This is a genomic window from Mucilaginibacter sp. 14171R-50 (genome assembly GCF_010093045.1).
Taxonomy (GTDB): domain Bacteria; phylum Bacteroidota; class Bacteroidia; order Sphingobacteriales; family Sphingobacteriaceae; genus Mucilaginibacter.
The window spans coordinates 2,762,367-2,775,733 of sequence record NZ_CP048115.1 but is presented as its reverse complement, the minus strand read 5'-3'; the positions used below and the strand labels follow the sequence as shown (position 1 = coordinate 2,775,733).

Annotated in this window: 11 protein-coding genes and 1 other RNA gene; 7 read left to right on the top strand and 5 right to left on the bottom strand. The window is 41.3% G+C overall.

Annotated elements, in window-relative coordinates; translation table 11 throughout:
- Positions 1-16 precede the first annotated feature (16 nt).
- Both GWR56_RS12775 and GWR56_RS12770 read right to left on the bottom strand, forming a co-directional pair.
- Positions 17-556 carry a hypothetical protein gene (locus GWR56_RS12775; RefSeq protein WP_162431621.1) on the bottom strand — a complete coding sequence of 180 codons (540 nt, stop codon included), beginning with the start codon at positions 554-556 and terminating at the stop codon, positions 17-19.
- Positions 557-571: 15 nt separating this feature from the next.
- Positions 572-3,004: a thiamine pyrophosphate-dependent enzyme gene (locus GWR56_RS12770; protein ID WP_162431620.1), complete on the bottom strand. Its 2,433-nt coding sequence runs from the start codon at positions 3,002-3,004 to the stop codon at positions 572-574.
- Between the two features lie 137 nt (positions 3,005-3,141).
- Here GWR56_RS12770 and GWR56_RS12765 point away from each other — a divergent pair, with 137 nt between their 5' ends.
- The 6 genes from GWR56_RS12765 (at position 3,142) to GWR56_RS12740 (ending at position 8,846) form a co-directional block, all read left to right on the top strand.
- Positions 3,142-3,543, top strand: a complete 402-nt coding sequence (locus GWR56_RS12765) for a DUF1573 domain-containing protein (RefSeq protein WP_162431619.1) — start codon at positions 3,142-3,144, stop codon at positions 3,541-3,543.
- Between the two features lie 181 nt (positions 3,544-3,724).
- Entirely contained in the window at positions 3,725-4,930 is a 1,206-nt protein-coding gene (locus GWR56_RS12760; protein ID WP_162431618.1) for a pyridoxal phosphate-dependent aminotransferase, read from the top strand.
- A 118-nt stretch (positions 4,931-5,048) separates the two neighbouring features.
- Positions 5,049-5,418: a transfer-messenger RNA gene (gene ssrA / locus GWR56_RS12755) on the top strand.
- Between the two features lie 259 nt (positions 5,419-5,677).
- Positions 5,678-6,358, top strand: coding sequence for a hypothetical protein (locus GWR56_RS12750; protein WP_162431617.1), 681 nt, complete (start codon positions 5,678-5,680; stop codon positions 6,356-6,358).
- Positions 6,359-6,606: 248 nt separating this feature from the next.
- Positions 6,607-7,992, top strand: a complete 1,386-nt coding sequence (locus GWR56_RS12745) for a DUF3696 domain-containing protein (protein ID WP_162431616.1) — start codon at positions 6,607-6,609, stop codon at positions 7,990-7,992.
- Positions 7,992-8,846, top strand: a complete 855-nt coding sequence (locus tag GWR56_RS12740; RefSeq protein ID WP_162431615.1) for a hypothetical protein — start codon at positions 7,992-7,994, stop codon at positions 8,844-8,846. Before GWR56_RS12745 ends, GWR56_RS12740 begins: the two co-directional genes overlap by 1 nt.
- A gap of 93 nt (positions 8,847-8,939) precedes the next feature.
- Here the strand turns inward: GWR56_RS12740 and GWR56_RS12735 are convergent, their stop codons facing one another.
- From GWR56_RS12735 to GWR56_RS12725, 3 genes are read right to left on the bottom strand one after another with little or no spacing between them, the layout of a single operon-like run.
- Entirely contained in the window at positions 8,940-9,299 is a 360-nt protein-coding gene (locus GWR56_RS12735) for a diacylglycerol kinase (protein ID WP_162431614.1), read from the bottom strand.
- 17 nt (positions 9,300-9,316) lie between these two features.
- Positions 9,317-9,820 (bottom strand): hypothetical protein, encoded by a 504-nt coding sequence (locus tag GWR56_RS12730; protein WP_238395231.1) that lies wholly within the window; start codon positions 9,818-9,820, stop codon positions 9,317-9,319.
- Positions 9,817-10,407, bottom strand: coding sequence for a class I SAM-dependent methyltransferase (locus tag GWR56_RS12725; RefSeq protein WP_238395230.1), 591 nt, complete (start codon positions 10,405-10,407; stop codon positions 9,817-9,819). The genes GWR56_RS12730 and GWR56_RS12725 overlap by 4 nt, the downstream gene beginning before the upstream one ends.
- A gap of 523 nt (positions 10,408-10,930) precedes the next feature.
- On the opposite strand from GWR56_RS12725, the gene GWR56_RS12720 reads away from it, so the two are divergent.
- Positions 10,931-13,351 (top strand): tyrosine-protein kinase family protein, encoded by a 2,421-nt coding sequence (locus tag GWR56_RS12720; RefSeq protein WP_162431612.1) that lies wholly within the window; start codon positions 10,931-10,933, stop codon positions 13,349-13,351.
- Positions 13,352-13,367 lie beyond the last annotated feature (16 nt).

The following is a 13,367-nucleotide window of genomic DNA, read 5'->3' as shown; positions in this document are numbered from 1 at the left end:
TTTTTGGCGTAATAAGTCATTTCCAGCTTATATTTACACGAACACGGTACGTGCCGGCCCCTAAGATTATAAACTGTGTTATATAAATCTTATCTGTTTCCCAATACTGTTGTAGCCCAACCCAATCATCTTGTCCTGTATTAGTTTCCTTAAATTTCGGTTGCTGGTCCTGAATTTTTTCCGCTATCAACTGTTTGTTCTTAATAAATAGTTCTCGAAGTTCCTTCTCGTTCTCTTTTTCTCCGTCCCAATTATATTCTACGAGGCGTACAGTACTATCCGGTAAAGAAAAAAAGTAACTAACACTACCATTAAAAGGTTTAAAATCTCTGGTATATACTTTAGGATTAGCCAATTGAAAACTATCTACACCTAATACATAATCTTTAGCTAAACTTATTTTATAATTATAATTAAAGACTGCACCCCCCACTTTATTTTCTAACGAATCAATTACACTTAATGACCTTCTTTCTAACATAAAATCAATCTGTTGACCAAAACAAACAACAGACAAGATGTTTAGGAATAAGAAAACTAGAGCTTTATTAAGCATTAATTGCTAAACATTTTAAAATATCGCCGGATACTTAGCCGGGTTTGCTTCATTCATGATTTTGTAAACAGCTTCAATAACATCATCATGGGATGGTTTGCTAAAGTAGTCGCCGTCTGACCCGTACGGTGGCCTGTGCTCGGCGCCGCAAAGTGTTTTTGGCTGTGCATCAAGCAGGTAATACCCGTTTTGCGCCTCAATAACCTTTTGCAGGATATAAGCCGACCCACCGCCCGGCAGATCCTCATCAATCACCAACAGCTTATTGGTTTTTTGGAGAGATTTGCCGCAAGCATTATCGGTATCAAAAGGATATAAGGTTTGAGGGTCTATCACTTCGATATTGATACCCATTTTCTCCAGTTCCTCGGCCGCTTCCATCACAATACGCAGGGTTGAACCATAAGTGATAACCGTAACATCAGTGCCTTGTTTGATCACCTCGGCCTTGCCCAGCGGCACGGTAAATTCGCCGACGTTGGCGGGTAACCGTTCCTTAAGCCGGTAGCCGTTCAAACATTCTATAACCAAGGCAGGCTCGTCACCACGCAGCAAGGTATTATACATTCCCGCGGCCTGTGTCATATCGCGGGGCACGCAGATGTGCATGCCGCGCATAGCGTTTAAAATTAACCCAAGCGGCGAGCCGGAGTGCCAGATACCCTCTAAACGATGGCCGCGTGTGCGCACGATCAGCGGTGCGCGCTGCCCGCCGCGGGTGCGGTAGCTTAAGCTTGCCAGATCGTCGCTCAATACCGTGATAGAATAAAGCAGGTAATCAAGATATTGTATCTCGGCGATAGGCCTGAAACCACGCATGGCCAGGCCCATGCCCTGCCCTATAATTGTTGCTTCGCGGATACCGGTATCCGTAATGCGCAAATCGGTATATTTAGTTTGCAACCCGGCAAAACCCTGGTTAACGTCGCCGATAGAACCAACATCTTCGCCAAAGGCAACAATAGCTTTATCCCGTTCAAAATTTGCGTCGAAACAAGCATTTAATACCTCGCGGCCGTCAATGGCTTTTGCATCGTCAGCATACTGCGGCGCAACAACAGGCACATATAATGGCGACCTTGGCGTATCTGTAAACAACTTTGAATTGAAACGCTCAACGTTCTTCACGTTTTCGGCATTAAGCCAGTTTACCAGGTTTTGTCTTGCATCGCTGTTTTCTTTAACGGTTAACCGCAGCACTTTACGCACGCAGGCAATGGTATCCCTGCGGCCCGGATCGATACAGGTTTGCAGCGACGACATTAAATTGAGTAATTCGTCGCGTTGAGGGGATTGTTGGGCAATACGGTCTATCAGTTCAACAGCCTCGGCCATTTCTGCCTTTATCTCGCTTTCCAGCTCGCTCCATGCTTCGCGCTGGCAGTTACGTACATGCTTTTTGGCTTCTGCTTCCAGTTCATCAATTTCTTCGGCACTAATAATAGCCGATTGTATCATCCATTTGCGCATTTGCAAAAGGCAGTCGTGCTCTTCCTCCCAGCTCAGCCTGTCCTTTGATTTATAACGTTCGTGGCTGCCGGATGTAGAATGCCCCTGCGGCTGAGTCATCTCGACAACGTGTATTAAAACAGGCACGTGCTCTTCCCGGCACACTTTAACAGCGCGTTCGTAAGTTTCGCAAAGAGCAACGTAATCCCAGCCGCGCACTTTAAATATCTCGTACCCGTTGGTATTGTTATCCCGCTGGAAACCTTTTAATATCTCAGATATATCTTCTTTTGTGGTTTGCAGCTTTGCCGGCACAGATATAGCGTAGGCATCATCCCAAACAGAAATAGCCATTGGTACCTGTAACACGCCCGCCGCGTTAAAAGCTTCAAAAAACAAGCCTTCGGATGTAGAGCCGTTACCTATAGTGCCAAATGCCACCTCGTTACCATTTACAGAAAACTGTTTAAGGTATTCCAACTCTTTATTCTGGCGGTATAATTTTGAAGCGTATGCTAAACCTAATAAGCGCGGCATGTGGCCACCGGTGGTTGAAATATCGGCGGCGCAGTTCATGGTTTCGGCCTGGTTGGTCCAGCTGCCATCAGCGTTTACATAGCGGGTTGCATAATGACAGTTCATTTGGCGGCCTGCAGATGCAGGATCCTTTTCGATATCAGGATTGGCGTATAACTGGGCAAAAAACTCTTTAAGATTGCTCATGCCGGTGGCAAACATAAATGTCTGGTCGCGGTAATAGCCTGCGCGCCAGTCGCCCTTACGGAAAACCTTGGCCATAGCCAATTGGGCAACTTCTTTACCGTCGCCAAAAATACCAAACTTAGCCTTGCCGGTTAAAACCTCGCGCCGGCCAATAATACTGGCCTGGCGGCTCTCAAAACCAATGCGGTAATCATCAATAACAATTTTTCTAAAATCGTCAAAACTGAGTTCGGCAGCGTTAGTACTATTGCCTGTGTGTATTCCAGTTTCGGGCATATAAAATTTTGTTTAGGCGGTAAAATTAGGAAATTCTATTCTGTTATTTATATTGGTTTATGTAAAACATATAGTTTTTACAATAGTTTTGTATTAAGGTTAAACCTTTTATATTTGTAATTATCAAACAGATAACCATGAAAAAACTATTATTAATATGCGCAGTTGTTTTAGGCTTTGCCTTTAACGCCTCTGCCCAAACCGCATCGCAACCCGAGTTTAAATTTAACGAGGAAAAGCACGATTTTGGTAAGATACCACAGGGCACCCCCGTTACAACCGTATTTGAATTTACCAACGTTGGCAAAGCGCCATTGATCTTAACCGAAGTTAAACCAACCTGTGGCTGTACTATTGCCGACTATACAAAAACGCCTGTTATGTCGGGCGCTAAAGGCACTATTACGATCACCTATAATGCGGCAGCGCTTTCGGGCTTTAACAAAACTATTGTAGTAACGTCAAACGCTAAAACGCCAACCAAATACTTAAGCATTGTAGGCGAGGTTGTTGCTAAGCCGGCGGTAAGCAGCAGGTAAGAACATCGCCCCCCTCTTCGCTAATAAGAGGGACATAAAATTTAAAGGCACCGATAAATCGGTGCTTTTTTTTTTCCTCACGCCAAACATCTCCCTTGGAGAAGCAGATTAAAAAGATATTTACAAGGCTCCCTTATAGAGGGACATTTAGTGCGCGCGGTTTTTTTTATTAATTTTGCATATGCCAAAAATTTCGCAAAAAGGGCAGCGCATGCCTGCATCTCCAATACGTAAACTAACGCCATTTGCCGATAAAGCTAAACTTGACGGTAAAAAAGTATACCACCTTAACATCGGTCAGCCGGATATTGAAACCCCGGAAGGTATGCTTAACGCTATCAAAAACATCGACTTTAAAGTATGGGCTTATACCCCATCTGAGGGCACCTTAAGCTATCGTAAAAAGCTTACAGAATATTATAACAAGCTGGGATATAACATAACGCCCGAAAATATAATTGTTACCACAGGCGGCTCTGAGGCCATTACCATTGGCATGATGGCCTGCCTTGACCCCGGCGACGAGGTGATTATCCCCGAGCCGTTTTACGCCAATTACAATGGCTTTGCCAACCAAAGCGATGTGGTGGTAAAACCCATCCTATCGTACATTGATAATGGTTTTGCACTGCCCGCTATAAGCGAGTTTGAAAAATTGATAACCGATAAGACAAAAGCGATCATTATTTGCAACCCCAACAACCCTACCGGTTATTTATACTCGCAGCAGGAACTTGACGCGTTAAAAGAACTTGCCTTAAAATATGACCTTTACCTGTTTAGCGACGAGGCGTACCGTGAGTTTTGTTATGACGGACGCCGGTTTATATCGCCTATGCACCTGAGCGGTTTGGACGACAATGTGATAGTGATGGATACCGTAAGCAAGCGTTACAGCGCCTGCGGCGCACGTTTAGGGTGCCTGATCACCAAAAACAAAGCGGTGCTGGCAGCCGGATTAAAATTTGCCCAGGCAAGGCTATCGGCCGGTATGGTTGAACAAATTGCGGGCGAGGCAGCTGTTGATACCCCCGACGAATACTTTGCCGCTGTAAATAAGGAATACACCCAACGCCGCGATACATTAGTAAGCGCTCTTAATAAAATTGAAGGTGTTTACTGCCCCAACCCGGGCGGTGCGTTTTACGTGGTAGCAAAATTCCCGATAGATAACGCCGACAAATTTTGCCAGTGGATGCTGGAAAGCTTCAGTTACGACAATGCAACCGTGATGATGGCCCCTGCAACCGGCTTTTACAGCACTAAAGGCGCCGGTACAAACGAGGTAAGGATGGCTTATGTACTTAATAACGCCGATCTTAATAAAGCCATGGTTTGCTTGGCCGAGGGGTTAAAGTCCTATCCCGGAAGAACAGCGGGCAGTTAGCAGTTGGCACTTTTGACATTCGGCAAACGGTAGATCGTCCATCATAAACATATTTTAAGTATATTTGTACTTGATTCATCTGAAAACTGGCAACAGCCAACTGCGAACTCAAACAAATGGGGTCGACCGGAATTGACAGGATGGAGATAATGAAGTAAGCATGTAGCGCGTTGTGTGAATTAGCGCTTAAATCTGAACGCTCAAACTTACAAATGGCGAAAATAACTACGCCTTAGCTGCCTAATTTAGAATTAGCATAGCTTTTGTCCCGCCGGTTTTCCTTCTCATTGGATCGGCAAACGGGGCATCGAAAAATGAGAATAGCCTGCTTAAGGTGTGGTAAGCAAGCGAAACAAAGCACCTAAGGGTTACGGTACAGGTAAGCGATTAACCTTCCATAACCCCGACAATTAAATAACAGCTAAACATGTAGAAAGCTTTACTTATACCATGTTTGGACGAGGGTTCGAATCCCTCCGGCTCCACGAAATTAAACCCTGCCCGCGAATAGCGGACAGGGTTTTTTGCTTTACCGCACTACGGCCGGGTTCCGTAATGGGGTCTCCAACTGCTCACCGCAACCCAAATCATGGTTAACATGGTTAACACAATTTAGCTGTTTATGTAGTTAAAGTGTTGATTATAAGTAATTTAAATAAAAACCGTGTTAGCCATGATCAGCTGTTGTATTTTACTAAAAATATTAGTATATTTGTAAGTACACCTAAATCAATTTTCAATACCACTATGGATATTACCCCTAAATCCAAAACGCCGGCTGCGGCAAACTTTACCGGGGCCGCCCAAAAAATTGAAGACCTGTTAAAACAAGACACCATCACTAACCGGGATTTTGAATGTTTAACCGGGCCCGAGCGCCAATACCTTTCACAAGCCTGTACAGACATTTTAGCAAAACTAAAGGATGCCGAACGCGATAATTTTTTAGCGAAGATAGGCCCTGTTATCACGCCCGAAACAAAGAGCGACATCTGGGACTATAACCATACCATCATTAACAACGCTATAACTACGCTAATGCGCCAGTATGGTACCATTCCCGGTAAAAAAGCGATAGCCGAGAAAACCGGACTGAGCCGGCAAACCGTTGCCAAACATTTAAAGGAATACCAGCGCCACCCCGATTTTACCGCAGAGATGGAGCAGTTTAAATTTATGGCTCCCAACGTACTCACCAGTGTTTTTAACAGCGCGCTCAACGGCGATATGAAAGCCGCCAGGCTTTACCTGGAAGTGGTAGGCGCGGCAAGTAAGCAACGCACCGGCACCGTTATAAACGAGCAGAACAACTACTTGCAAATAAATAATACCATTTTAAGCCAGGAAAACTTAAAACACCTAACCGCAGCCCAACTGAACCAGATAGAAAGTATAATTACCAATAAAGAGTATAAAGTAATTGCGTAAGTTGTTTCAACTCTTAGGGTTGCCTGCGGAGATCCTGCGAATGCGAAAGTTAGTGGCATGTCAATCTTGATACGTGAATATGGTGTTTCTAAAAGCCTCAAATTTACGGGAGGTGACATTTTCAGTCACAAATAGCTAAACCTTATTTTAGGACTGTTCTTATATACACCTTGTAAGGCGATAACATATTGTTATATTTAAATTCTATTTACACCGAGAAAATATCCACTTTAAGCATATAGTAACAAATGTTCAACTTAAAAGTAAACAATTTTAGGAGTTTTTTAAATCAAGAGTTTAAGTTTTCACGAATCAATATTTTAATTGGTGAGAACAGTGGCGGAAAAAGTTCACTATTAAAACTGCTACTTGCCTTAAAGCAAACTTTAGATAATCCTTCGGAGAGCAACTTAAAGTTGTCTGGCGACTATGTGGATTTAGGTAACTTCCAAGAAGTAATATATTATAAAAAAAAGTCTAAAAAAATCACTATCGAGTTTGACTTCAAAGCAGAATACAATGATTTTTTTATTAAAGAATGGTTGGACGTGATAAGTCGAGCATCTAACCAAATAATTTCTAACCTAAAACTTATACAAACGTATAGGAATTTTTCAAATCAAATTAGATTTGAGTTTGACTCCCGACTTGATGAACATACATCAATAAAAACCACTATAAAAAATACGAAAATCGGCAAGCTCGAATTTATCATAAAACCCGCGACGGATGGGTTATCTACAAAAGAAGTATATGCCGACCTAAAATTTACTTTTAAAAAGCAATCCGTATTAATTGAAAATTGCACAGCTTATAAAGAAGGTTTTTTAACGATAATCGACCAAGACCTCAAAAAAAAATGCATTGATAACTTTGGAGAAAGTGACGGACGAACCATTTATTTTCAGTTAGCATATTTATTAGTAACTCAAAATTATATTAAAAAAGAATTTGAAAAAATAGAATTTGTTAATCCAATAGGTAGTTCCCCCAAAAGATTTTACTTCAAAGAAGACAAAAAAAATTCTTATAAGTTAATTGATATAGAGAAGCTTATAAACATCTTAAGCAACTCATCGCATAGCAAAAATAATTACAACAACGCTCTTTCACTGCTAAACAAAACTATCAAAGAATTTGGGATAGCAGAAGAAGTTGAAATTGCAGCTGAAAAGAATATACCAGTATTGGCACTGAACGTCAAAACTAAAGACTATTGGTCTAATATCACTGATGTAGGCTACGGTGTTTCCTTACAGCTTCCCATATTATTTCAAGCAATCCTTTCTGAAAACTATTCCGAAAATGGCGAAACATTGCTAATTGAACAGCCAGAAGTGCACTTACACCCAAATTTACAAGCCAAATTCATAGAAACTTTAATTGGTCTTGGTTCTAAAAATTCATATTTTATTGAGACTCACAGTGAACACATTATAAGGAAGCTTCAGGTATTGATAAAAAATAAGACATTTGGATTAAATCCTGAAGACGTAACAATTCATTACTTTAAACGTGATTCATTACAGTTTGCAATTACTTCACATAGCATAAACGATTACGGTAAATTAACTCCGAACCTTCCTTCCGGCTTTTACGATACATCGTATAACCTTGTAAAGGAGTTAATTTAATGATTGTACTGTTCGACAGCACCTGTTTGATAGAATGCTTAAGGATTAATCAAACTGAATCTCTTGTAAAGACCAAGGTTAAGAAGTTTTACGACATCATATATAATGATACTATTGAAGTCTTGTTTTCAGACCGCTACATCAAACATTTAGAACAGGTTATCCCCGATAGGCAAATTTTCGAAGCCTTAATAGTTGAACTTAGCGATAAAAGCAGGCTTAAAAAAGAGAATACTTCATCCGATGTGACCATAGAACAAGAGTTTTCTTCATTATATCAAAAGTGCAGCAGTCCTTATGTTTTTCCGGTGTCAATTGGTGATAACATAGTTTATTTACAATCAGATGAAAATGGTTTTAGCACGATTAAATCAACTAGTACTAAGTATAAAATAATTGATTCGTTGTTAACAAAAGGTACTTATCAAACAAGCTATCAAGACTTTAAGAACGATAACGAAATAAGTAACTTTTTTAAGGATGTATTCTCCCTTCCGCGGGTTATAAATAAAGTGGTAATAATCAACAGAGAAATTGACGTCAACTACATGATTAGTCTTAAAGGCAAACTCATCCATTACTACACTTTAAAAACTTCAGGAAGCTATTTTTTTGATGATGCCAAAGAAGAACTAAAAAAGTTAGGCGGGAAAGTCAAATTACACTACACAACAAACAAAAGGGACATCCATGAGAGAAAAATTATTATTGACGGCTTGATAATCACTACTGATAATTCTTTTCAAAATCTAACAGTTAAAGAACCTACTTGGGATATTAACATTGTATACAATCATGAAAAAGCAGATAAATGGTTGTCAAAGTGCTCTAAATTTAAGCCTGTTAAACAATGAGTACCACTGCCCCCAAAAAAAGCTATTTTTGAGGGGTTTTAGTGGTTTGCTGGGGCTCATAAATCAGGGTTACTTTTTACGAGTCCGCCGCAATCATCCCACCAAATAAGGCCAGTAAATTATCGCCGCGCAAACGGCTGCAAAGCAGCATACTATCAATACCGCGCCTGATGCGATATCTTTCACCTGGCCAATTAAGGGGTCTTGATCTTTGGTAACGCGGTCTGCCAGCTTTTCAATAGCGGTGTTAAAAAGCTCCGCCATCCACACTACGCCGATGAGTATCAGGGTTATCAGCCAGTCGGTTTTGGTAACGTTCAGCAAAGTATTTGTTATTACAACAGCAATGGCACCGGCCAGGTGAAAAAGCATGTTATGTTCGTACCTGAATGCCAGCCATATCCCGTTTACCGAATAGCTGTAGCTTTTTATATGTCGTTTAATCCTGTTCATGCCAATATCAATCCCTTTTATTTAAAAACATGTGCTAAATAAACAATGCCATAACTGGCCCAACAAATTATCATTTTTAAGTTGGGCCGGGTCATGATATCCTGTTTTTCATCACCGTCTTTCGATACGTAATTGCCTAATATCCAAAAAATAACGGAAACCCCGATATCCATGAAGTCGAACCTGCCGTTGGTGATATGAAAAAGCTGAAATACCTCCAGCACAATACAAATTAAAAGCGGCATAAACACCAGGTATACACGGCGGTTAATTAACGTTATATAATAAGGTTTGGAAGTAAGCGTAATGCAAAATACCCACAGCCCCTCGGGTAACGAGTATATCGCAACGTTATTAAGGGGAAACATCGTAACAATATATGCTTTTAAACCTGCGTATGTTTTAAACGAAATGAGCTTAATAACTATCTCGTTTACGGCCGTCCGGTCGGTTCTGTAAAACAAATAAATAAACAAGCTGATCAGCAACGCCAGGCAAATAAAAAGATATTTTTTCCTCACTTTTTCTGGTAAACTAATAGTTTAAAATAAAGCCCCGGGCCAAAACCAATTTCTTTTAAAAGCTTAAATTTTTTGATAGCGATTACCTCATCGATAGAAAAAACCGATTTAAAATGAAGCTTATGTGATAACTTTTTAAACAAATGATCTGCATGCCGCAGCCAGTTATCCGGCGTAAAATGATTAAGAATATACACTTGTCCGCCCGGCTTCAACACCCTCCATACTTCTTCCAGCAACCGGTCGGCATTACCCGTAACAGCTATCACATGCGAAAGCACCACATAATCGAAGGTCCTGTCGGCAAAAAGCAGCGCTTCGCCATCCATCTCCATTACCTTAATATTGGGGCGACTATTTTTTAAGGCTGCCTTCAGCATCGCCGCGGATGTGTCGATACCTGTTACCCGGTGTTTTGTGTAAAGCTTAAAATGCGAACCGTTGCCCACCCCTATCTCAAGCAGATCGCCTTCGGGCAAAGTATTGATAAGGTTAAATAAAACCCGCTTTTGCGGCTTTAGTACCATATCAACCAAGGGGTATAAAACCGAAAACTTATTGTAAAAAAAAGCAGATCGTGTATTCATCAATCGTAATTTGATATGCCGTTTAGCAACCAGGTTGGTATAGAACCAATCAAGATTTTGTACTATGCAAAACTATCAATTTACTTTAAATTTCAAAGTACTTTGATTTATTAAATAAAATTATATGCTTTGTAATTTGATATTGCGCCACCCCAAACGCTGTACAACTATCACCCCTTTTCAGGGAAATATTGCATCAGCCTATAAATAATAAAGCGGCCAGCCCGGGCATATCAGTTTGGCGTTAGTAAATGGCCGGCAATTTTTGGGCAGGATGTGGTGTGTGGTGCAGAAAGCCAACATTACCGGTTTTGGCGGCGCGGGCTGCACCATAACTTATTGACGCTAAGCGCCATTTGGCTGCACCTTTGTTTAAGCCTAAATATGTAATTTTGAATTGCCGAAGCAACAGGAAATTTATGAGTTGATGATTTGGCACCTAATTTAAACCAATAGCTAACGCGGCAGGCCTGTATTGCAATAAGGCACAATAAATGTATATTAGTAAGCCGCGATATTATTAATGGAAGAAAGCAATAAGATCATAAAAAAACTGCCAAACCAGGAAATTGACTATTTTAAGATAGGCAAGATACTGCTAAGCCGTTGGTACTGGATAGCAGGTTCCCTTATTCTGTTTATTCTCGGTTCGTATGTTTATTTGTGGTACACGCCAAAAACGTATGCCACATCGGGCACCATGAAGCTCGAGGAAAAGAAATCAGAAATATCCGATCTGGTGAATGTGATAGGCAGCTCAGACAGGGGGCCGTCAAAAATACAAAGCGAAACATCTGTTATACAAAGCCCCACGGTTATTTTAGCGGCTATTAAAGACCTTAACTACCCTATAAGCTTTTATATACAGGGCCGTGTTCGTACAAGCGAAATTTATCCGCAAAAGCCGCTTGAGATACAAACCCTGCAGTTTGACAGCTTAAACTTTTACCGGGGGCTCGTCAATTTCAGGGCTATCGATAAAACCAGCTTTAACTTATCGTACCAGGCAGGCGAAAAGGAAATTTCCAAAAACTATTCATATAACAGCCCTATAACTGTCGGGCCAACTACTTTTATCATCCGGCCACCTGCTGCGGGCATTGGTAAAAACACGGTGTACCTGTTTAAATTTAACATCCCCGAAGATTTTATTGGCCGGGTACGGGGCGGTTTGCGTACCAGCGAACTTGCCAAATATTCTAACGTTTTGCTGTTACAGCAAACAGATGCCAACCCGCAATTTGCCGCCGATGTGCTGAACGCGATTATGAAGGAGTATTTGATATACGACCGCGACCGCAAAACACAATCGGCTACACAAATGATAAACTTTATTGACGACCAGCTGCAATACCTGTCTGATAAAGTGAAGGGTTCCGAAAAGTCTATTTTAGAGTTTAAGCAAAAAAACAAGCTGATGGAAGTCAGCTCATCAGCCGAGGCCGCCTTAGGTAAAGCCAAGGAGATAGAATCGCAACAAGCGGTGTTAAAATTACAACTGATAGCTATTGACCAGCTAAAGGAACAAATTGACAAAGAAAAGAATAACGTTAACCTCAATTTTAACGCAGGCAACGGCGTAGACCCTGCATTAAACGGTTTAATAGATAAACTGGACAACTTGCTTAACCAGCGCTACGAGTTATTAAAAACGTATAACTACAACTCGCAGCCCATACAGGATATCAACCGGTCTATCCTGCAAATAAAAAACAACGCGTTAAACAGCATTAATGCTACCTATAAAAGCGTAAAAACAAATTTAGACTATTTAAATTCGCAGCTGGCAACGGTAAATAAGCAGATATCGGTATTCCCGGTTGCCGAACGCGACCTGATAGCCCTGAACCGCCCTTATGAAGTTAACGAAAAGGTTTTATCTTTTTTATCTGAGCGGAAGCTTTCGGCACAAATAAGCCGCGCGGGTATTTTACCGGGCGCAACCATTATAGAACAAGCCCAAACAAACTTTTCGCCCGTGTCGCCTGACGAACGCGGCATCCACCGCTCGGCTATAATTTTGGGTATAATTACCGGGCTGGGTTTAATAATACTCATCAGGCTGTTAAACCCTTATATCTATGATAAAGAAACCGTAGAGAGCCTTACATCGGTACCTATTTTGGGTGTGATCAGGAAATTCCCGGAGAAGATAGACGAAGACAATGCGCAGATACTGGCATTAAGCAAGCCTAAAACCATGTTTGCCGAATCGGTAAGGTCAGTACGAACCAACCTGAATTTCCTGGCATCAGAAAAAGAGAGCAAGGTAATTTGCATAACTTCTGAGGTAGCCGGCGAAGGAAAATCATTTGTAGCTGTAAACCTTTCCAGCACGCTGTCCCTCATCGATAAAAAAGTGGTGCTTGTTGGGGCTGATCTGCGTCGCTCCAAGCTTCATAAAACATTCAATGTACCAAACGATACCGGGTTAAGCACCTATCTTTCCCGCCAGTCGCAGTTAAGCGATATCATACTGCAAACCAGCCAAAAAAACCTGGATATTATCATATCAGGCCCCGTGCCCCCAAATCCGTCGGAGCTTTTGCATAGCCAGCGGATGAGCGAACTGATAACCGATCTGAAAAACAAATACGATGTGATCATGATAGACACCGCCCCTATAGGTCTGGTATCGGATGCTATCCCGCTGATACGTGTCAGCGATATCAACATTTTTGTTATACGGTCAGGCAAATCTAAATATTACGCGGCCACAATTCCGCAACGCATCGCGCAGGAATACCATTTGGATAATACCGTAATAGTACTGAACGCGTTTGCTGAGGACCTTTTACATTCAAGATATTACACAACCAGGTTCACTGGCGATAACTATGGTAAGTACTATTATTACTCTGATTATAGCGGATATGAAAGCTCCGGCTATTATGTCGAAAATGATAAAAAGAAGTGGTGGAATTTTAGCCGTTGGTTTAAATAATTAGTGTTGTTTACGA